Origin of the sequence: Streptomyces sp. NPDC088747 (genome assembly GCF_044751025.1) — a bacterium.
In the GTDB taxonomy this organism is placed as follows: domain Bacteria; phylum Actinomycetota; class Actinomycetes; order Streptomycetales; family Streptomycetaceae; genus Streptomyces.
This window is the reverse complement of sequence record NZ_JBIVKZ010000021.1, coordinates 103858-124055: the sequence shown is the minus strand read 5'-3', so window position 1 is coordinate 124055 and position 20198 is coordinate 103858. Positions and strand designations below refer to the sequence as shown.

Genomic DNA, 20198 nt, shown 5'->3' with positions numbered 1-20198 from the left:
CCCGGAACACGCAGGGAGGCACCGCCGTGACCCCCAGGACACCGGCCACACCCACCGGCGGTGCCCACGCGGCCCCCGAGGCGGTGATCCGCGTACGAGGCGTCTCCAAGAACTTCGGCGGGGCTGCCGCGCTCAAGGACGTCGACCTCGACCTCTACCCCGGCGAGATCCACGCGCTGATGGGCATGAACGGAGCGGGCAAGTCGACGCTGGTGCAGATCCTCTCCGGGGTCCACCAGGCCGACGGCGGCTCCATCGAGGTCAACGGGCGGGCGCAGTCGGGACTGACCGTGCGCAAGGCCCGCAGGCTCGGCATCGCCTGCGTCCCGCAGCGCCGTGAACTGGCCATGGGACTGACCGTCGCGGAGAACGTGATGCTGGGCGACCTGCCCACCCGGCGCGGCACCGTGCACTGGAGGGCGGTGCGTGACGAGGCCCGCCGGGCGCTGTCCGGCCTCGGCATCGACATCGACGTGGCGCGGACCGCCGCCTCGCTCACCGTCGCCGAACAGACCATGGTCGAGGTGGCCCGCGAGGTTCGCCGCGGCGGCCGGATCCTGATCCTCGACGAGCCGACCGCCTGTCTGAGCGCGGAGGCCGCGGGCCAGATCCGCGCCCTGGTGCGGACCCTGCGCGACGACGGTGTGGCCGTCGTCTACATCTCGCACTACATCGACGAGGTCATGGCCGTCGCCGACCGGCTCACCGTCCTGCGCGACGGGGGAGTGGTACGCAGCGCGCCCGCCGCCGAGATGGACCAGGCAGGGCTCGTACGCAGCATGGTCGGCCGTGACGTGGTCTCGCGGCGTCCCGAGCGCCCCCCCAAGGACGAGGCGGGCCTCGTCGTACGCGGCCTGAGCCACGGCCGGGCCATCGAGGACTTCACCGTCGAGGTGCGCAGGGGCGAGATCGTCGCGGTCCTCGGACCCGCGGGCGACGCGCAGTCGAAGCTGTTCGACCTGCTGTCCGGACGGCAGCGGCCCGACGCCGGTGAACTGCGCGTCGACGGCAGGCCCGTACCCTTCGGCCGGGTCCCCGCCTCCCTCGCCAGCGGCCTGCGCTGCGTCACCGGCGACCGCCGCAGCCTCGGTCTGGTCCCCGGGATGACCCTGGACGAGAACCTGATGCTGGCCGACGACCGCTTCACCCGGTGCAGGCTGCACCGCCGCGGCGAACTCGCCCGCCGGGCCGCGCCGCGCCGCGACAGCTACGGAGTGGTCGCCCTCAGCGGAAACCCGCCGGTGGCCGCGCTCTCCGGCGGCAACCAGCAGAAGGTCCTGCTCGGCAAGTGGCTGGAGACCGATCCGGAGCCGAGATCCTTCTTCAGGGCCGTGACCTCGGCGTCGTAGTCGGCGAGGAACTTCTCGGCCTCATTCGTCCTGCCGAGCACCTCGCCGGTGAGTTCGAGGGGTTTCTTCCAGCTCTTGGTGCTGTCGATGGTGACGACGGTGGGGGCGATCTTCCGTAGCTGCGCGAGTACTTGTTCGTCGGCCAGTTGCCCGGCGAGGATGACGTCCGGCTTCGCCTGGACCACCTTCTCGATGTCCGGGCCGGTCACCGCGCCCACCACGGGTATGTCCTTCGCCACAAGGCGGCCTCCACAGGGCGACCACCGAGTGAACGTCAGCATGGAGAACAAAATTGTTGACAATCTTGTTGGACTAGATTTAGGTTCGACAGGCACTCACTCAGGGAGGGCACATGCCGAAGGAAGCCCGTCCGAGCACCGGAGAGCAGGCCAAGCAGCACGCGCTCGCGCAGCTGCGGCAGGCGATCCTGCGCGGCGACATGGCGCCGGCCCAGCGGCTGGTGGAGAACGAGCTCGCCGAGCAGTTCGGTGTGACACGGGCCAGCGTCCGGGCAGCGCTGATAGAGCTGGAGTCGGAAGGACTGGTGGAGCGGATCCGCAACCGTGGTTCACGGGTGCGGGTCGTGACGGTCGAGGAAGCGGTGGCCATCACCGAGTGCCGTATGGCGCTCGAAGGGCTGTGCGCCGCCAAGGCGGCCGTCGCGGCAACCGACGACCAGTTGGCCGAACTGGCCGACCTGGGCAGGGCGATGACCAAGGCCGTGGCCGACGGCGAGCCGATCACCTACTCCGAGCTCAATCAGGAAGTGCACGCCCGGGTAAGGCAGTTCAGCGGCCAGGAAGTGGCCGTGGGGCTGCTGGAGCGGCTCAACGCCCAGCTGGTGCGCCATCGTTTCCAGCTCGCGCTGCGGCCCGGCCGGCCACAGCAGTCCCTGAACGAGCATCTGGCCATGATCGAGGCGATCGCGGCCAGGGACCCGCAGGCGGCCGAGGCGGCCGTCCGCGCCCACCTCAGCAGCGTGATCGACGCGTTGCGCGACTGACGCGGCCGAGGCGGGCGCACACCTGTCCACCAAGGAGAGTTGAGCAATGACGCACGGCTACGCGCCCGCCACCCCACGATCGACGCTGGTCGTCACCGCGCATGCCGGAGACTTCGTGTGGCGTGCCGGGGGCGCGATCGCCCTGGCCGCCTCCCGCGGTGAGAAGGTCACCATCGCGTGTCTGACCTTCGGCGAGCGCGGCGAGTCCGCCAAGGCCTGGCGGGACGGCAAGAACCTCCAGGAGATCAAGGCGATACGCCGTGAGGAGGCCGAGAAGGCAGCCGCCACCCTCGGCGCCGAGGTCCGCTTCTTCGACGCAGGCGACTACCCGCTGGTCGCCACCGCCGAGCTGACCGACCAACTGGTCGCCGTCTACCGCGAGACCCAGCCCGACGTCGTGCTCACCCACCCCGTCGACGACCCCTACAACGGCGATCACCCCGCCGCGAACCGGATGGCCCTGGAGGCCCGCGTCCTCGCCCAGGCCATCGGCTATCCCGGCCCGGGGGAGATCATCGGCGCCCCGCCGGTCTTCTACTTCGAGCCGCACCAGCCCGAGATGAGCGGTTTCAGGCCCGAGGTGCTCCTCGACATCACCGAGGTCTGGGAGACCAAGCGCAAGGCGATGGAGTGCCTCGGCGCCCAGCAGCACCTGTGGGAGTACTACACCGATCTCGCCGTACGCCGCGGAGTCCAGCTCAAGCGCAACGCCGGCCCCAACCTGGGCCTCGCCCACAAGACCATGGCCGAGGCGTACATGCGCCCCTACCCGCAGATCGCGAAGGAACTGGCATGAGCGGCGTGATCGTCACCAACCCGCCGAAGGCGGAGCTCAAGGACGTCGAGGCGCTGGCGGGATACGGCGTCGCCACCGTCCACGAGGCGATGGGCCGCACCGGCCTGCTCGGCACACATCTGCGCCCGGTCCAGCAGGACACCCGGGTCGCGGGCACCGCCGTCACGGTGCTCAGCTGGCCCGGCGACAACCTCATGATCCACGCCGCGGTCGAGCAGTGCGGCGAGGGCGACATCCTGGTCGTCACCACCACCTCGGCGTCCACCGACGGCATGTTCGGCGAGCTGTTCGCCACCGCGCTCAAGCAGCGCGGAGTCCGTGGCGTCGTGACCAACGCGGGTATCCGCGACACCGCCGAGCTGCGCGAGATGGGCTTCCCCGCCTGGGCCGCCGCGGTCTCCCCGCAGGGCACCGTCAAGGCGACCGGCGGTTCGGTGAACGTGCCGGTGGTGATCGGCGGCCAGATCATCCGGCCCGGCGACGTGATCCTCGCCGACGACGACGGCGTGGTCTGCGTGCCCCGCGAGCGGACCCGGCAGACGGCCGAGGCGTCCGAGGCCCGCGAGAACAAGGAGGCCGCCACCCGCGCGGCCTTCGTCGAGGGCCAGCTCGGCCTCGACCGCTACGGCCTGCGCGAGACCCTCGTACGGCTGGGCGTGACCTACCAGTCGTACGACGAACACGTGCGGGACGGAGCGGAGTCGTGACCGCCCCCGACGAAGTGCGCTGCATGCTGATGCGCGGCGGCACCTCCAAGGGCGCCTATTTCCTGGCCGAGGACCTCCCCGCCGACCCCGGCGCGCGGGACGATCTGCTGCTGCGCGTGATGGGCAGCCCCGACCCCCGCCAGATCGACGGCCTGGGCGGGGCGCACCCCCTGACCAGCAAGGTCGCCGTGGTCTCCGCCTCGGCGGACTCCGAGGCGGACGTCGACTACCTGTTCCTCCAGGTCGGCGTCGACCGGCCGGAGGTCTCCGACGGCCAGAACTGCGGCAACCTCCTCGCCGGTGTCGGCCCGTTCGCCGTCGAACGCGGACTGGTCGCGGCGGGGGAGGAGCGGACGACGGTACGGATCCGCATGGTCAACTCCGGGGACCTCGCGGCCGCCGGCTTCCCCACCCCCGGCGGGCACGTCGACTACTCCGGCACGGCCGAGATCTCCGGCGTGCCGGGGACAGCGGCCCCGGTGGTGATCGAGTTCCCGCGGGGCGCCGCCCCGCTGCTGCCCACCGGCCACGCCCGCGACCTCGTCGCCGACACCCCGGTCACCTGCGTCGACAACGGGATGCCGACCGTCCTGATCGCCGCCTCCTCCCTCCAGATCACCGGCTACGAGAGCCCCAAGGACCTGGAGGAGGACCTGGCGCTCGCCGACCGGCTCCGGGAGATCCGGCTGGAGGCCGGAAAGCTGATGGGACTCGGTGACGTCGAAGACACCACGGTGCCCAAGCTCAGCCTGCTGGCGGCGCCGCGGGACGGCGGCGCGGTCACGACCCGCACCTTCATCCCGATCCGCTGCCACACCTCCATCGGCGTCCTCGGCGCCGCGAGCGTCGCGGCTGGACTCCGCGTCGAGGGCGGTGTCGGCCAGGGCGTGGCGCGTCTGCCCGAGCGGGGCGACCGGCTGCGCATCGAGCACCCCACCGGATTCCTCGACATCGAGGCCGGCATCGAGTACGGCGCCGACGGCGTCCCCGTGGCCGGACGCACCGCCGTCGTCCGCACCGCACGAAAGATCTTCGACGGCACGGTCTTCGCCCGGCCGGCCGGAGCCGCACAACACCCGTAAGGAGGCCCACATGGCCCCGCCCCTTGGCGACATCGCCCATCTCGGGCACGTCGAACTGCTCACCCCGGACCTCGACGGCAGTCTGAGGTTCTTCACCGACTACCTCGGCCTGACGGTCAACGGTCACAGCGGCGACTCGTACTACCTGCGGACCTGGGACGACTACGAGCACCACAGTCTGGTCCTCACCGCCCACGAGACGGCCGGCATGCGCCGCACCGCGCTGCGCGCCTCCAGCGAGGAGGCCCTGCGACGGCGGGTCAAGGAACTGGAGAGCGCGGGCCAGGAGGGCCGCTGGACCGAGGACGAGCCGGGCATCGGCCCGCTGTACGTCACCACCGACCCCGACGGCCACGAACTCGCCCTGTACTGGGAGTCCGAGTGGTACCGGGCCCCGGAGGAGCTCAGGCCGGGCCTGAAGAACCAGCCCCAGGCGAAGCCGGGCCACGGCGTGGGCGTACGCCGCCTGGACCACGTCAACTACCTCGCCGCCGACGTGGCCGCCAACGCCGACTTCCACCAGCACGTCCTCGGAGCCCGGCCGACCGAGCAGATCAGGCTCGACGACGGCCGGATCGCCGCGAAGTGGCTGACGTTCACCAACAAGTCCTACGACGTCGTGTACACCGAGGACTGGACGGGCTCGCGCGGCCGACTGCACCACATCGCGTTCGCGACCGACACCCGTGAGGACATCCTGCGCGCCGCCGACCTCGCCATCGACACTGGTGTGTTCATCGAGACGGGCCCGCACAAGCACGCCATCCAGCAGACGTTCTTCCTGTACGTCTACGAGCCGGGCGGCAACCGCGTGGAGCTGTGCAACTCGCTCACCCGCCTGGTGCTGGCCCCCGACTGGCCGCTGATCACCTGGACCAAGGAGGAGCGGGCGAAGGGGCAGGCCTGGGGCCTGAAGACCATCGAGTCGTTCCACACGCACGGCACCCCCACCGTCGACTGACGGTAGCGGCCGTCTCGTACGGCGAGAACAAGCCACGGAAATCGGGCGGGGCGGCACACATCCGTGTCTGGATTGTTTCTGAGATTGTCAACAAAATCGTTGACACTCGGGTTGGTGAATCTTTAGCGTCTCTCCCACCAACCGGGGTCCGCCGCATGAGCCGCGACGGCCCTCCCCGCACTCCCTCCAGGGACATGCCTCCCGGACGAGAGGAAACAACGATGTCTCCCTCCACCGCTCTCCCTGCCCGCGGCGGGGCCAGGCTGGCCTTTCTGGTCGTGGGCCTGTGCTGGCTGGTCGTCCTGTTCGACGGCCTCGACATGTTCATCTACGGCTCCGTGCTGCCGCACATGCTGGAGACCAAGGCGCTGGGCATCGACGCGGGCAAGGCCGGTGACGTCGGCTCCTACGCCACGTTCGGCATGCTGATAGGCGCGCTCTCGTCCGGCACCGTCAGTGACTGGGTCGGCCGCAAGAAGACGATCATCGTCTCCACGGCGGTCTTCTCGCTGGCCTCCGCGCTCTGCGCCTCCGCCAACAGCCTCGACACCTTCAGCCTCGGCCGCTTCCTCGCCGGCCTCGGCCTCGGCGGCCTGCTGCCGAGCGCGATCACCCTGGTCACCGAGTACGCCCCGCGCGGCCGTGGTGCCCTGATCGTCGGCTCCCTGATGACCGCCCACCAGGCAGGCGGTATCGTCGCCGCCTTCGTCGCCAAGTGGACCGGCGACTGGCGCACGTCCTTCTGGGTCTGCGTCATCCCGCTCTTCGTCGGTGTCCCGCTGGCCGCCAAGTACCTGCCCGAGTCGATGGCCTTCCTCCAGGCCAAGGGACGCGACACGGACGCCCTGGCACTCGCCGACCGCTACGGCGTCGACCTGGCCGCCAAGGACAAGGCCCGTCAGGCCGCCGGTGAGCGCTGGGGCGCGGTCGCCGCCCTCTTCCGAGGCGGCCTGTGGGTCCAGACCCTGTTCTTCTGGCTGGCCTCCTTCGGCGGCCTCCTGCTGGTCTACGGCGTCTCGCAGTGGCTGCCGTCGATGATGCGCGCCGCGGGCTACGACCTCGGCTCCTCGCTGAACTTCGTCATCGTCATCAACCTCGGCGGCATCGTCGGCATGCTGATCGGCGGCCGGCTCACCGACAGGTTCGGCGGCTCGCGCATCGCCGCCATCTGGTTCGGCGCCACCGCCATCGGCGTCTACCTGCTCAGCGTCCACATGCCGCTGGCCCTCACCTACATCGTCGTCTTCCTGACCGGCCTGTTCCTCTTCAGCGCCCAGGCGATGATCTACGCGACGGTGGCCGCCCGCGCCGACGCCGAGAACCGCGCCACCGCGGTCGGCTGGGTCTCGGGCATGGGCCGCTTCGGAGCCGTCTTCGGCCCCTGGCTCGGCGGCCAGCTGCTCGCCACCGGCTCGACCACCTCGGGCTTCGTCGCCTTCTCCGTCGCGGGTGTCTTCTCGCTGGTGTTCGTCAGCCTGACCGGCCTGCGCGGCGTCCAGGCGACGCCGAGGGCCAACGCGCCGCAGCTCACCCCGACCGGCTGACCGAGCGGGCGGGAGAGACACGTGGGGGCCGGACCCGGCGAGGGTCCGGCCCCCACGCCTGTCCGCCACGACAGGTGCGCGGCCGGTGACTTGGGACGATCTTTCGCGGTATGCCATTGCCCTGGCCGCCCCAGGGTGCTGGAGTGATCCCATGGATCACGTCGCGGTACTTGCCCTGTTCGACCGGGACATGCGAGAGGGGGCGCGCCCGGACGCCCCCGGGGCCCGGATCGAGCACGTCGGCAAGGTGGTGCGCCAGGTGGGCACCGAGCAGGGATGGAGCGGGGTGACCTGGTCGGATCTCGACGAGGCGACCGCGGACGCGGAGATCGCCGAGCAGATCCGGTACTTCTCCGGCCTCGGGGGCGAGTTCGAGTGGAAGCTCTACGGGCACGACCAGCCGGAGGACCTGGGGCAGCGGCTGAGGGACGCCGGGTTCACCGCCGCGCCGGAGGAGACACTCATGATCGCCGAGCTGGGCGATCTCGTACTCGACGCCGAGCCCCCCGAGGGCGTACGACTGCTTCCCGTCACCGACCGGGCCGGTGTGGACCTCGTGGCCGACGTGCACGAGCAGGCGTTCGGCACGGACGGCACGCGGCTGCGCCGCCAACTGCTCGCCCAGCTGACGGGCGACGAGGACACGGTCGTCGCGGTGGTCGCCCTCGCCGGTGACGTCCCGGTCAGCGCGGCCCGTATGGAGCTTCTGCCGGGAGCGCGGTTCGCCGGCCTGTGGGGCGGCGGCACCGTCGAGGCCTGGCGCGGACGCGGTATCTACCGTGCCCTGGTGGCCCACCGCGCCCGCGTCGCCGCCGACCGCGGCTACCGCTACGTCCAGGTCGATGCCTCCAGCCAGAGCCGCCCGGTTCTCGCCCGCCTCGGCTTCCAGCCGCTGACCACGACGACGCCGTACGTCTTCACGCCGGACGCCACCGGGCCCGCGTAGGGCCGCCGGCCGCCCGGCACCGCTCACAGGGTGAGCTGGTACTCCACCGCCTTGTGCGTGGGCAGATAGCCGAGCGTGTCGTTGATGCGGAGCATGGGCGCGTTGCTGTCCGCGGTGTCGGTGAGCAGGCCCGTGAGTCCGGGGTGCCGCAGGCGGGCCCGGCGGATCGACTCCGCCTTCATCCAGAGCCCGAGGCCGTGCCCGCGGTGCTCGGGCAGGACACCGGTGCCGTAGTGCTGACCGTCACCGCGGCCGTCGCCCGGCACGACCAGCTCGGAGAACCCCACGATCGAACCGTCGGAGCTGTCCACCGCGGCGACCGTGTGCAGCGACTCCCCGCGACCGGCGATGACTTGGGCCGCCGACAGGACCCGCTCCACGTCCCACACGACGCTCCCGTAGTCGGTGCCCTCCATCGGCATGTCGTCCATGGCCCGCCGGGAGGCGGCGAAGGACCGCGCCAGCGCGGCCGGCACGGGGCCGTCCCAGTGGGTCAACTCGTATCCGGGGTGCGGAAGATGGACCATCTCGGCGAGCCGGGCCTGATCCACGTCGGGGAGCGGCAGTCGCGCGTACGTCAGCGCGAGCACCCGGTGGAACCCGCGCGCCGCGAGGAAGAGGTCGCCGGGGGAGCCGTCCCGGGCCTGCGCGAGAAGGGACCGCCGCCCCTCGCTCCGGGCCGAGGCGACGGCCGTGTCCAGGAGGAGACCGCCCACTCCCCGCCGCCGCTCATGCGGATGTACGGCGACCTCGAACTCCGCGAGATGCTCCTGCCCCTCCTTCGTGAACAGCCGGAGGTAGGCGGAGCCCAGCGGGACCCCGTCGGCGTCGGACACCAGCCACGCCAGGCGCCGGCTCGACGGTGTGGTCCCGGGATCGGTCAGTGCTGTGACATGCGGTGGCAAGGGCTCTCCGTGACGGCGGGGCGGGTGCGGTGAAGCCCGCAGAACCTAGCCGTCACGGGGTGCGAGCCGCAAGCGAATTGGGCGGCGGCGCGGCGACCCGGACGCGGACCCGGACCCGCGGCGCCTCTCGACGGCGAACCCGCGCCGGAATCGCACCCGCCCGCCCGCTCCTCGCCGTCGAAGCCGAGCCCGCTTCTCGACGGGGAACCCGCGCCCGCCCCGCTCCTCGACATCGAAGCCGTACGGCAACCGCGCCCGCCCGTTCCTCAGCGGCGAACCCGACGCCGGCTCCGCCCGTTCGTCCGGTCCAGCGCCGCCACACCCAGCGCGGCCAGTCCGATCTGGATGAGCCACTCGATCCAGTCGACGCCCTTGGTGCTGGCCACGTCGAAGGCGTCGGCGATCGCGGCACCGACCAGTGCGGCGGCGATGCCGACCACGATCGTCCACAGGATGCCGATGCGCTGGCGTCCAGGGACGACCAGCCTGCCGAGTATGCCGATGATGATGCCGATGATGATGGCACTGACAATGCCTGAGATCTCCATGTCCGCCCCTCTTGTCGTCGCCTGACTGTCAACCGTCTGCCCCCTCGTCGCGCAGGCAGTCCGCCCGGCTTCGCGCACATGTACGGGTGGGTGCCGGGGCCTTCCGCCGACCTCTCGGTTCGTCATGTACAGTTCAAATCCCTGTCGCCCGGAGGATGGCCAACTCCCGTTCTACGCGCGCAGACTTGGCGCCCGCACCGCCTCTTCCACCCCTCACGGAGGTTCGCCGGATGCTCGGATTCAGAAGATCCCGCCACAGGTTCACCACGGCGCTGGCCGCGTTCGGGCTGCTCCTCGCGGGCGCCGCCGCCCAGACGGCCACCGCCACCGCGGCGGCCGCGGCGACCCCGCACCGCGTCCTGTTCGACAACTCCAAGGCGGAGACCGCCGGCAACGCCGACTGGATCATCGGCACCAGCCAGCCGGACCCGCTGGGCCAGGACTCCACCCCCTCGGCCGAGACCGACTGGACCGGGGCGATCTCCGCGTGGGGCGTCGCGTTGCAGAGGACCGGCGACTACTCGCTGAAGACGCTCCCTTCGGGCGGCAGCATCACGTACGGCACCACGGCCGCGACCGACCTCCAGAACTTCGACACGTTCGTGCTGCCCGAGCCGAACGTCCTGCTGAGCACGGCCGAGAAGACCGCGGTCATGAGGTTCGTGCAGAACGGCGGCGGTCTCTTCCTTGTCTCCGACCACACCGGGGCCGACCGCAACAACGACGGCGAGGACGCGGTCGAGGTCATCAACGACCTGATGTTCAACAACAGCGTCGACGCCACGAACCCGTTCGGCTTCACCGTCGACACGCTCAACGTCGGCACCGAGAACCCGAGGGCCGTCTCCAGCACGACCGACCCGGTCCTGAACGGTTCCTTCGGCAAGGTCACCGGCAGCATCATCCGCAGCGGCACGACGGCCACGCTGAGCCCCACCGCCAACTCCGCCGTCAAGGGCCTGCTCTACCGCTCCGGTTACTCGGGCAGCACCGGCGCCTTCTTCGCCACCAGCACCTTCGGCAGCGGACGGGTCGCGTTCTGGGGCGACAGCTCGCCCATCGACGACGGCACCGGCCAGTCGGGCAACACGCTGTACGACGGCTGGAACGACACCGCGGGCACCAACGCGGCCCTCGCCCTCAACGCCACCGAGTGGCTGGCCGGCGGAACCGGTGACGGTGGTGGCGGTGGTGGCGGCACCTGCACCGCCGCCCAGTTGCTCGCCAACCCCGGTTTCGAGTCCGGCAGTTCGTCCTGGACCGCGAGCAGCGGGGTCATCACCACCGACACCGGCCAGGCCGCCCGCACCGGCTCCTACAAGGCCTGGCTGAACGGCTACGGATCGGCCCACACGGACACCCTCGCCCAGTCGGTGACCATCCCCGCCGGCTGCGCGGCCACCCTGAGCTTCCACCTCCACGTGGACACGGCCGAGACCACCACCAGCACCGCGTACGACACCCTCAAGGCCCAGGTTCTCAACAGCGGCGGCACGGTCCTCGCCACCCTGGCCACCTACTCGAACCTGAACGCCGGGACGGGGTACACCCAGCGCACGTTCGACCTCTCCGGTTACGCCGGGCAGACGGTCACCGTCAAGTTCACCGGCGTCGAAGGCTCCGTACTCCAGACGTCGTTCGTCCTCGACGACACGGCCCTGAACGTGAGCTGACCGCCGCGAACGGCGAAGGACCACCCCGTGTCACGCCGGGTGGATCCACCCGGTGGCGGCCACCACCTCGCGCGCGATGTCCACCACCGTGCGGTCGTCGGTCGCCACCCGCACGGTGTCCGCGGGCACCCGTTCGTCCAGGAGCCGGGCCTTGTTGGCGCTGTTGGCCAGCTCCCGTTCCAGTTCGGAGCCGATCTCCCGGCCCTTGAGCCGCCGGGCCGTGGTGTCGTCGGTGGCGGTCAGCAGCACGCGGACGATCCGTACGTCCGCGCCCAGGGCCCGCTCGAACAGGCTCGCCGACTCGGCCAGCACGCTGAGGGTGTTGGTGTAGACGAGACGCCGGTGGCCGAGTTCGGCGAAGTTCCCCCACACGGCACGGAGATTGCGCTCGGTGATTCCGGCGCGGTGCGGGTCGCCTTCGGGCGCCGGATGCACGTACCCCATGAAGTCGCCCTCGATCACCGCGTGGCCGACCTCCGCGGCCTTCAGGCGCGCCGAGACCTCCCAGCTCACCGTGGACTTGCCGACGCCCGCGCGCCCGCCGATGAGCAGCGCCTCCGTGTGATCCATACGAGAAGCGTGCCAGAGCGGGGCACACCGGGCTCCCGGTATACCTCCGAGTGCGCCCTCGCCTTGACATGCAGGTAATTGCCTGCATAACTTTGGGTGTGCGATCGGAACGAGAACCAGGGATGGACCAGGTCTTCAAGGCACTGGCCGACGAGACGCGCAGGCGCCTCCTCGACCTGCTGCACGCGGAGAACGGCCGGACACTGGGCGAGCTGTGCGAGCACGTCGACATGGCACGGCAGTCGGTGACACAGCACCTGGCGGTCCTGGAAGCCGCCAATCTGGTCGCCACCGTGCGGCGGGGGCGGGAGAAGCTGCACTACCTCAATCCGGTGCCGCTCCACGAGGTCCAGGAGCGGTGGATCGACAAGTTCGAGCGCCCGCGTCTGCGCGCGCTCGGCGCACTCAAGCGACGAGCCGAGGAAGCCATGACCGACAAGCCGAACTTCGTGTACGTCATCTACATCCGCAGCACGCCCGAGAAGGTCTGGGACGCGCTCACCGACGCGGACCTGACCGCCGCGTACTGGGGCCACAGCAACGTCTCGGACTGGCAGCCCGGCTCCCGGTGGGAACACCGGCGTACGGACGGTTCGGGCATCGCCGACGCGGTGGGCACGGTCGTCGAGAGTGACAGGCCGACGCGGCTCGTGACGAGTTGGGCCGCGCCCGAGGACGAGGGGCGGGACGACAGGTACTCCCGCGTCACCTTCGACATCCGGCCGCACGGCGACATCGTCCGGCTGACCGTGACCCACGAGGACCTGGCCGACGAGGGTGCGCGGAGCGACGTGGGCTCCGGCTGGCCCGCGGTGCTCTCCAACCTGAAGTCGCTGCTGGAGACCGGCAGCCCGCTGCCGCAGGAGCCGTGGCTGGTGCCGAGCTCCTGACGAGCGCACGGGGGCGGAGAAGAGGCCGGCCCGTCCTGCACGGGCCGGCCCGGATCGCCTTCCCTTCTGTGACCGGCTGCCGATTCCCTCCGGCTATGCCCGAGGCGTGCTCCCCCGAGCCGTCATCGCGCAGACCGCCCCCAGCACCACGGCCAGCACGCCGATGATGATGCTGTTGAGCACGGCCCCGGTGTCCGGGCTGCTGCCGACGATCCACGGCGAGATGATCATCCACGCGCCCATCGCGCAGAGCGCCCAGCTCAGGCCGCTCATCCGCTCCGGTGCGAGGGTGAATCCGAGGGCCAGCAGGCCTATCGCGATGCCCATGATGAGGTTGTGCGTCATCAGGGCGGGCTGGCTGGTCGTGTAGTGGAGTATCCACGGGGACACCGCGCAGTACAGGCCGAGCAGGAACACCGGTCCGTCCACGAGTGCCACGTCGCGACCGCCGAGCATGCGGGCGTACCGGTCCCGCATCTCGTCTACGTCGGGGTGGCTGCCGATGTCACCTCTTGGGTGCGAGACGTTGGCCATGACTCGTCTCCTTCGAGCTCTTTCGGTCTTGGCGGCCCCACCGCTCCGGTTGCGATACGCGGCAGGTGTCGGGTTAGTCCCATTATGCTCTTATTTCTTCTTTATGTGTAGCGGACGGAGGGGGATACGTGGGCGAGAGCGAGCTGCTGAGGCGGCTGCCGGAGCGGGTCTGGGCGACGCCGTACGCCGGCGGACGTTTTCCGGGGTCCCGGGCCGTCGCCGAGCGGCCGGGCCTCGCCGAGGGCGCCAACTGCCAGCTCTTCGCCTACGAGGTACTCCGCCACTTCGCCATCGACGTCCCCGCGTGGCGGTCGAGCGACCTGTGGGCCGACACCGTACTCACCGAGCGGGTGACGCACGCCCGGCCACTGGACCTGGTCCTCTTCAACTCCACCGGCGAGGCCTGGGGCGCGCACGTCGGTGTGGTCGTGGGGGAGGGCCGGGTCCTCCACCTCAGTGCCGAGGTGGGCCGTCCGGCGGTGTGGGGCACGGCCGACTTCGCCGCCCGGGACCGCTATCGCACGCGCCTCGGCTTCAAGCGGGTCCTGTGGCGGAGGTGAGTCTCCCGCCCAGTTCGCGGGCCCTTCGTACGAACGCCTCGTGCAGGTCGTCGGCCGCCCGGGGCACCGAGTCCGCCCGGCGGCGCTGAAGCATCAGCACCACCTCCGTCGAGTCGTCGTCGAGCGGCCGGCAGGTGATGGCGCCGTGGCGCTCCAGCGGGTCGCCCAGCACGCTGAAGTCCGGCAGGACCGTCACGCCCAGCCCTTCGGCGACCATCAGCTTGCCCATCTCGGCGCCGTCGGTGGAGTACGAGAAGGCCGGCACGTTCCCCTCCAGGAGCCGGTGGACGTAGCGGTGCATGACGTATCCGGTGCGCATCGCGATCAGCGGCTCCCGCTCGTCGAGGAGGTCGGGCACCGAGACCGTGTCGAGCGCGGCGAGGGGACTGTCCGGGCGGACGCACAACACCGGGCGCCCGCGCAGCAGTTCGGTGGTCTCGAAGTCGGCGGGCAGGTCGTCGCCGTCGAGGTGGTTCACCAGCCCCAGGTCGAAACCGCCCTCCGACAGGGCACGGTGGATGTCCGACTGCTGGGTTCCCACCACCTCCACCTGCGTCAGCGGGTGCGTGGCGCGGAACTCCCGGACGGTCGGGATGAGCAACGGCACGGTGGCCGCGTTCACCGTGCCGACGCGGACCATCCGGCTGATCCGGTGCTGTTCCCCCGCCGCGCTCCGCAACCGGTCGACCGCGTCCAGGACGTTGATGATGTGCGGCAGCAGGTCCCGCCCCTCGGCGCTCATCGTCGCGCCGGTCCGTTTGCGTTCCAGCAGGTCGACGCCGAGTTCGCGCTCCAGGTTCCGTACGGTCTCGCTGAGCGCGGGCTGCGAGAGGTGGAGTTCTTCGGCCGCCCGGCGCAGTGAACCGAGCCGGGTGACCGCCGCGATGTATTCCAGCTGCTCTGTTCGCACTTCAGCAGAATTCAGTCCTCGGCCCGTCATGTTCAAGGGTTTCCCTGTCACACCTTCGTGAAATGCGCCGGTCCGGGATGCGAGACCGGCCGGTGGTTCCTTGACGGTCCGGACGGAGGGCTGCGACGATCGACGACATGAAGATGCGACCGGACCTCACGCGGCGACGCCATGTCGACCTCGCGCGTGTCTCCAGTTCCTTCTGTTGTCGCGAAGCCTGACGCTCCCGACGGTAGGGTCCCCTTCGCACGGACCGGCTCGGCGGCGGTGAATTCTCCCGCACGGCCCACCTCTGTGTTCCCCGGCCCTCGTCGCACCCATTTCAGCGCCCGCGTTCTCCGCGAATTGCCGGGCCCGTAATTCGTCATGCCCTCGTACAGAAATCCGGGAGTTCTCTGTGTCCGTGACAGAACCCGTCCGCTTCGCCTACTGGGTACCCAACGTCAGCGGTGGCCTGGTCACCAGCAAGATCGAGCAACGCACCGACTGGGGTTACGAGTACAACCGCGAACTCGCCGTCCTCGCCACCGAGCGCCTGAAGGTGATCGCCGCCGTCCACCCGGGCCTGTGGCACCCCGGTGTCCTCGCCAAGTTCACCGCCCTCGGCGAACCCTGGCTGGAGCACGACGAGCGCTACCGCCGCTCCGAGGAGTTCATCCGCGCCCTGCGGCAGGTCTGGACCGAGGACCACACCGAACTCGCCGGTGACTTCTACTGGTTGCGGGACTTCACCCTGAAGCCCAAACCCACCGAGCAACTCGCCGACGTCCACAGGTCCGCGGCCGAAGCCGGCCGCCGGGCACCGAAGTTCGGCCTCAACGGCTTCCTGATCGCCCGCGACACCGAGGCCGAGGCCCGCGACACACTCCGCGAGATCGTCGCCAAGGCCGACAGCGAGGCCGTGGAAGGGTTCGGGGCCGCCGTGAAGCAGGCGGGGCAGGCCACCTCCGACGGCAAGGGCATGTGGCAGGACTCCAGCTTCGAGGACCTCGTCCAGTACAACGACGGATTCCGTACGGGGCTGATCGGCACCCCCGAGCAGATCGCCGAGCGGATCGTCGCCTACAAACGCCTCGGCGTCGACCTGCTCCTCCTCGGCTTCCTGCACTACCACGAGGAGGTCGAGTACTTCGGCCGCCGGGTGCTGCCCCTCGTACGCGAACTGGAAGCCCAACTGCCCGATTCCGAGGCCGAGTCCGTGGCCGTCCACGCCTGACCGAGACGTCCCGCTCCGCAGAAAAGAGGGCCCATGGCCACCGTCCTGTCCGTCTCCGGCAGTCCCTCCGTCTCCTCCCGCACCGCCAAGCTCCTGCGTCACCTGGACACCCGGCTGGCCGCGCAGGGGCACCAGGTCATCCCGCTCGACGTCCGTACGATCCCGGCGGAGGCGCTGCTCGGCGCCGACTTCAAGCACCCCGCCATCGTCGAGGCGACCGCGTTGTTCGCCCGCGCCGACGGCGTCGTCATCGGCACCCCCGTCTACAAGGCCGCCTACTCCGGCGTCCTGAAAGCCCTGCTGGACCTGCTCCCGCAGTACGCCCTCACCGGAAAGACCGTGCTGCCGCTGGTCACCGGAGGCAGCACCGCACACGTCCTCGCCCTCGACTACGCGCTCCGCCCGGTCCTCAACTCCATGGGCGCCGCGCACATAGTCCAGGGCTGGTTCACCCTCGACAAGGACATCAGTGCCGGTGAGGACGGCGGCGTCACCGTGGCGCCGGGGGCCGCCGAGGCGCTGGCCCAGGTGGTCGACCAGTTCTCCCTCGCGCTGGGCCGCACGCCGCTGCTGGCTGCGGCAGGCTGACCCCATGACCGCCAAAGTGATAACCGACAACGTCGAGGCACTGGCCGTCGCCGCCGTACTGGCCGACGAGTTCCGCACCGGCGCCGCGACGCGCGACTCCGAACGACGGCTGCCGCGGGAGGAGTTGGACCGGCTGTCCGCCTCCGGGCTGCTTGCCGTCACCGTGCCGGCCGCGTACGGCGGTGCGGACGTACGCCAGGAGACGCTCGCAGAGATCTTCCGCCTGCTCGCCGCCGCCGACGCCAGCCTCGCCCAGATCCTGCAGAACCACTTCGTGTACGTGAACGTGATACGCCGTCAGGGCACTCTGCCACAGAGTGAGTTCTTCTTCGCCGAGGTGCTCGCCGGACGCCGCTTCGGCAACGCCCAGTCGGAGGCGGGCACCAAGCACGTCCAGGACATCCGCACCCGGCTCGAACCGGCCCCGGACGGCTCGTACGTCCTCAGTGGCGTCAAGCACTACTCCACCGGAGCCCTGTTCGCCGACTGGATCCCCGTCCTGGCCCGCGCCGAGGACGACAACCTGCACGTCGCGTACGTCCCACGGGACGCCGACGGGGTCACGGTCGTCGACGACTGGGACGGCATGGGGCAGCGTACGACCGCCAGCGGCACCGTCCACCTCGACGCCGTGGCCGTCCCCGCCGACCGGATCGTCCCGCACCACCTCACCTTCCAGGGGCCGCAGCTCCACGGAGCCGTCGCGCAGTTGCTGCACGCCGCCATCGACGCCGGGATCGCCGCGGGCGCGCTCGCCGAGGCCGTCGAGTTCGTCCGCACCAAGAGCAGGCCCTGGTTCGAGAGCGGCGTGGACACAGCCGCCGAGGACCCCCTGCTCATCCAGCGTTTCGGTGAACTCGCCATCCAGGTGCGGGCGTCCGAGGCGCTGCTCGGCGCGGCGGCCCGCGCGGTGGACGCGGCCGGCGCGGACCTGACCGAGGACTCGGCGGCCGAGGCGTCGATCGCGGTGGCCGCGGCCAAGGTGCACACCGCCGCCACCGCCGTGGAGGTGGCGGGCGCGCTCTTCGAGGTGTCCGGCACCCGCTCGGCCCTCAACGCCCTGAACCTGCACCGGCATTGGCGCGACGCCCGGACCCACACCCTGCACGACCCGGCGCGCTGGAAGATCCAGCACATCGGCCGTCACGTCCTCAACGGCACGAAGCCCCCTCGGCACGGCCTGCTCTGAACGGAGACCTCACGTGTCCCTCACCTTCCACTGGTTCCTGCCCACCAACGGCGACAGCCGGCATGTCGTCGGCGGCGGACACGGCACCCCGGCCACCGTCTCGGGACGCGACCGGCCGCCGACGGTTGCCTACCTGAGCCAGATCGCCAAGGCCGCCGAGGACCTGGGCTTCGTCGGCGCGCTCACACCCACCGGCGCCTGGTGCGAGGACGCCTGGCTGACCACCGCGATGGTCAGCCAGCACACCGAACGGCTCAAGTTCCTGGTCGCCTTCCGCCCCGGCTTCGTCTCACCCACGCTCGCCGCCCAGATGGCCTCCACCTTCCAGCGGCAGACCGGCGGACGGCTGCTGCTCAACGTGGTCACCGGCGGCGAGAGTCACGAGCAGCGTGCCTACGGCGACTTCCTCGACAAGGACGCCCGATACCGCCGTACCGGCGAGTTCCTCCAGATCGTCAAAGGCCTGTGGGAGGGCGGCACCGTCGACCTGGCCGGCGAACACCTCCGGGTCGAGGACGCCAGGCTGGCCCGCCTGCCCGACCCGGTCCCCGAGATCTACTTCGGCGGCTCCTCGCCCATCGCCGGTGAGATCGCCGCCCGCCATGTGGACGTCTACCTCACCTGGGGCGAGCCGCCCGCCCAGGTCGCCGAGAAGATCGCGTGGGTACGCGGCCTCGCCGAGAAGGAGGGCCGCACAGTCCGGTTCGGGATCCGGCTGCACGTCATCACCCGCGACACCTCCGAGGACGCCTGGGCGGAGGCGCACAGGCTCCTCGACGGCTTCGACCCGGAGACCGTGAAGTCCGTACAGGCCGGGCTCGCGCGCAGCGAGTCCGAGGGGCAGCGGCGGATGCTCGCGCTGCACGGCGGCAGCCGCGACGGACTGGAGATCCACCCCAACCTGTGGGCCGGGATCGGCCTGGTCCGTGGCGGCGCGGGCACCGCCCTGGTCGGCAGCCATGACGAGGTCGCCGAGCGCATCGCGGAGTACCACCGCCTCGGGATCGACGAGTTCGTGTTCTCCGGCTATCCGCACCTGGAGGAGGCGTACTGGTTCGGCGAGGGCGTCCTGCCGCGGCTGGCGGCACAGGGGCTGTGGCGGCACCCCTTCGCGACGCCGACCGCTCCGGCGGCGCAGGTGCCCTTCACGAGCTGAGCCGGCCGAGGGAACCGAGGTGCGCCCCGCGCACCTCGGCCGTCTGCCCCTGCACCAGCAGGAACATCCCCTCGCGCGCGAGCCGTTGGGCCGGACCGTCCAGACCGATGGAGCGTCCGCCACCGGCCACGATCGCCGCGGTCGTGGCCGCGCGCATGACGTCGTAGGCACGTGTCTTGGCCGCCAGCCGCTCGTCGATCCGCTCGGCCGGCACCGGGTGGTCGGCCAACTCGTAAGCCAGTCGCCTGACTTCGTCCAGCCGTCCGCGCAGGACGTGTGCGGTCTCCTTCGCGGCGGGATCGGCGTCGGGCGACTCCAGCAGGTCGAGCGCGGACGCCGTGACACCGAAGACGGCCGGTGAGGCGTTGGTGCTCTTCGGACGGTCGGTGGCCGCCCAGGTCTCGTAGGGGGTACGCAGAGCCACCGCGTCCTCGGGCAGCCAGAGACCGTCAAGTTCCAGGGAGACCGTCCGGGTGGCGGAGAGCGCGGCGAGCCGCATCGGCGGTGACGGGCGCATACCGGGCTGCTCGCGCGCCTCGGTGAACGCGAACAGCGCCTCGTCCTCATCCGTCAGTCCGGCCAGCAGCATGATGTCGTTGAGCCCCCAGCCGGTGTACCAGGGAACCGTCCCGTAGAAGCGCCGGCCGCCGCGCTCCCGCGTGACCCTGACCGGCACGCGCGGATAGGCGCGCAACTGGGCGTACGCCACCCCCGACAACAGCTCCCCGCGAGCGAGCGGGCCCAACAGCCGCTCCCGCACCGGAAGCTGGGACTTGGCGAGGGTCTGCACGGGAGTGTGGTGCTGGGTCTGCACGAACCAGGTCGAGCAGCACGCCCCGGCCAGGATCTCGGCGGTCTCCCGGGCCACCGGGGCGGGCGCCGCCGACCCGCCGTACTCCACCGGGGCGCTCACCCCCAGCAGCCCGGACCGCTTGACGGCCTCGACACTGCTCGCGGGCACACCTTCCTGGTCGACCCGCTGCGCCAGGGGTGCCAGCACCTCCGCGGCGAGAGAGCGGGCGCGGGTGACGAGAGGATGCGGTGCGGTGCTCATCGGAGGAATCTCCCGGT

The 20198-nt window shown here is 70.8% G+C and carries 22 protein-coding genes and 1 pseudogene; 16 read left to right on the top strand and 7 right to left on the bottom strand.

Going from position 1 to position 20198, the window contains the following annotated elements; genetic code table 11:
• Positions 1-26: 26 nt before the first annotated feature.
• On the top strand, positions 27-1349 hold the full coding sequence (locus tag ACIP79_RS36520) for a sugar ABC transporter ATP-binding protein (protein WP_401230700.1): 1323 nt from the start codon (positions 27-29) through the stop codon (positions 1347-1349).
• On the opposite strand, the pseudogene ACIP79_RS36515 reads toward ACIP79_RS36520, so the two are convergent.
• A pseudogene (locus tag ACIP79_RS36515) lies at positions 1307-1585 on the bottom strand (ABC transporter substrate-binding protein); the annotation flags it as partial. The gene ACIP79_RS36520 and the pseudogene ACIP79_RS36515 overlap by 43 nt on opposite strands.
• Positions 1586-1701: 116 nt before the next feature.
• On the opposite strand from ACIP79_RS36515, the gene ACIP79_RS36510 reads away from it, so the two are divergent.
• From ACIP79_RS36510 to ACIP79_RS36480, 7 genes are all read left to right on the top strand, one after another.
• The gene (locus tag ACIP79_RS36510) at positions 1702-2352 is read left to right on the top strand and encodes a GntR family transcriptional regulator (RefSeq protein ID WP_401230697.1); all 651 of its coding nucleotides are present in this window, start codon (positions 1702-1704) and stop codon (positions 2350-2352) included.
• 46 nt (positions 2353-2398) lie between these two features.
• Complete coding sequence (locus ACIP79_RS36505) at positions 2399-3148, top strand: PIG-L deacetylase family protein (protein WP_401230694.1); 750 nt, start codon at positions 2399-2401, stop codon at positions 3146-3148.
• Entirely contained in the window at positions 3145-3855 is a 711-nt protein-coding gene (locus tag ACIP79_RS36500; RefSeq protein ID WP_401230691.1) for a 4-carboxy-4-hydroxy-2-oxoadipate aldolase/oxaloacetate decarboxylase, read from the top strand. Before ACIP79_RS36505 ends, ACIP79_RS36500 begins: the two co-directional genes overlap by 4 nt.
• 23 nt (positions 3856-3878) lie before the next feature.
• Positions 3879-4937 (top strand): 4-oxalomesaconate tautomerase, encoded by a 1059-nt coding sequence (locus ACIP79_RS36495; protein ID WP_401230850.1) that lies wholly within the window; start codon positions 3879-3881, stop codon positions 4935-4937.
• Between the two features lie 10 nt (positions 4938-4947).
• The gene (locus ACIP79_RS36490) at positions 4948-5898 is read left to right on the top strand and encodes a catechol 2,3-dioxygenase (protein WP_401230689.1); all 951 of its coding nucleotides are present in this window, start codon (positions 4948-4950) and stop codon (positions 5896-5898) included.
• Positions 5899-6119: 221 nt separating this feature from the next.
• Positions 6120-7442 carry an MFS transporter gene (locus ACIP79_RS36485; protein WP_401230686.1) on the top strand — a complete coding sequence of 441 codons (1323 nt, stop codon included), beginning with the start codon at positions 6120-6122 and terminating at the stop codon, positions 7440-7442.
• A gap of 151 nt (positions 7443-7593) precedes the next feature.
• The gene (locus ACIP79_RS36480) at positions 7594-8388 is read left to right on the top strand and encodes a GNAT family N-acetyltransferase (protein ID WP_401230683.1); all 795 of its coding nucleotides are present in this window, start codon (positions 7594-7596) and stop codon (positions 8386-8388) included.
• A 23-nt stretch (positions 8389-8411) separates the two neighbouring features.
• On the opposite strand, the gene ACIP79_RS36475 is transcribed toward ACIP79_RS36480, so the two are convergent.
• The gene (locus ACIP79_RS36475) at positions 8412-9293 is read right to left on the bottom strand and encodes a GNAT family N-acetyltransferase (RefSeq protein ID WP_401230680.1); all 882 of its coding nucleotides are present in this window, start codon (positions 9291-9293) and stop codon (positions 8412-8414) included.
• Between the two features lie 266 nt (positions 9294-9559).
• On the bottom strand, positions 9560-9841 hold the full coding sequence (locus ACIP79_RS36470; RefSeq protein ID WP_401230677.1) for a GlsB/YeaQ/YmgE family stress response membrane protein: 282 nt from the start codon (positions 9839-9841) through the stop codon (positions 9560-9562).
• Between the two features lie 230 nt (positions 9842-10071).
• Here ACIP79_RS36470 and ACIP79_RS36465 point away from each other — a divergent pair, with 230 nt between their 5' ends.
• On the top strand, positions 10072-11514 hold the full coding sequence (locus ACIP79_RS36465) for a hydrolase (RefSeq protein ID WP_401230674.1): 1443 nt from the start codon (positions 10072-10074) through the stop codon (positions 11512-11514).
• A gap of 30 nt (positions 11515-11544) precedes the next feature.
• On the opposite strand, the gene ACIP79_RS36460 is transcribed toward ACIP79_RS36465, so the two are convergent.
• Positions 11545-12084, bottom strand: a complete 540-nt coding sequence (locus ACIP79_RS36460; RefSeq protein ID WP_401230671.1) for a hypothetical protein — start codon at positions 12082-12084, stop codon at positions 11545-11547.
• 122 nt (positions 12085-12206) lie between these two features.
• Between ACIP79_RS36460 and ACIP79_RS36455 the strand changes: the two genes are divergently transcribed.
• Positions 12207-12974, top strand: coding sequence for an ArsR/SmtB family transcription factor (locus ACIP79_RS36455; RefSeq protein WP_401230669.1), 768 nt, complete (start codon positions 12207-12209; stop codon positions 12972-12974).
• Between the two features lie 93 nt (positions 12975-13067).
• On the opposite strand, the gene ACIP79_RS36450 is transcribed toward ACIP79_RS36455, so the two are convergent.
• The gene (locus ACIP79_RS36450) at positions 13068-13508 is read right to left on the bottom strand and encodes an SPW repeat protein (RefSeq protein WP_401230666.1); all 441 of its coding nucleotides are present in this window, start codon (positions 13506-13508) and stop codon (positions 13068-13070) included.
• Positions 13509-13636: 128 nt separating this feature from the next.
• Here ACIP79_RS36450 and ACIP79_RS36445 point away from each other — a divergent pair, with 128 nt between their 5' ends.
• A complete protein-coding gene (locus ACIP79_RS36445) occupies positions 13637-14068 on the top strand; it encodes a hydrolase (protein ID WP_401230663.1) in 432 nt (143 codons plus the stop codon).
• Here the strand turns inward: ACIP79_RS36445 and ACIP79_RS36440 are convergent.
• Positions 14043-14978, bottom strand: a complete 936-nt coding sequence (locus ACIP79_RS36440) for a LysR family transcriptional regulator (protein WP_401230660.1) — start codon at positions 14976-14978, stop codon at positions 14043-14045. The two genes, ACIP79_RS36445 and ACIP79_RS36440, sit on opposite strands and share 26 nt — an antisense overlap.
• 137 nt (positions 14979-15115) lie before the next feature.
• Between ACIP79_RS36440 and ACIP79_RS36435 the strand changes: the two genes are divergently transcribed.
• The 5 genes from ACIP79_RS36435 to ACIP79_RS36415 all read left to right on the top strand — a co-directional run bounded on the left by ACIP79_RS36435 (position 15116) and on the right by ACIP79_RS36415 (position 19127).
• Positions 15116-15199 carry a putative leader peptide gene (locus ACIP79_RS36435; protein ID WP_383691535.1) on the top strand — a complete coding sequence of 28 codons (84 nt, stop codon included), beginning with the start codon at positions 15116-15118 and terminating at the stop codon, positions 15197-15199.
• A gap of 182 nt (positions 15200-15381) precedes the next feature.
• Positions 15382-16194 carry an LLM class flavin-dependent oxidoreductase gene (locus ACIP79_RS36430; RefSeq protein WP_401230846.1) on the top strand — a complete coding sequence of 271 codons (813 nt, stop codon included), beginning with the start codon at positions 15382-15384 and terminating at the stop codon, positions 16192-16194.
• A gap of 33 nt (positions 16195-16227) precedes the next feature.
• Positions 16228-16782: an NADPH-dependent FMN reductase gene (gene ssuE / locus ACIP79_RS36425; protein ID WP_387187774.1), complete on the top strand. Its 555-nt coding sequence runs from the start codon at positions 16228-16230 to the stop codon at positions 16780-16782.
• Positions 16783-16786: 4 nt separating this feature from the next.
• Complete coding sequence (locus tag ACIP79_RS36420) at positions 16787-17971, top strand: SfnB family sulfur acquisition oxidoreductase (RefSeq protein ID WP_401230657.1); 1185 nt, start codon at positions 16787-16789, stop codon at positions 17969-17971.
• 13 nt (positions 17972-17984) lie between these two features.
• Positions 17985-19127, top strand: a complete 1143-nt coding sequence (locus tag ACIP79_RS36415; RefSeq protein WP_401230654.1) for an LLM class flavin-dependent oxidoreductase — start codon at positions 17985-17987, stop codon at positions 19125-19127.
• Here the strand turns inward: ACIP79_RS36415 and ACIP79_RS36410 are convergent.
• Positions 19117-20181 (bottom strand): acyl-CoA dehydrogenase family protein, encoded by a 1065-nt coding sequence (locus ACIP79_RS36410; RefSeq protein WP_401230651.1) that lies wholly within the window; start codon positions 20179-20181, stop codon positions 19117-19119. The genes ACIP79_RS36415 and ACIP79_RS36410 overlap by 11 nt on opposite strands.
• Positions 20182-20198: the final 17 nt, after the last annotated feature.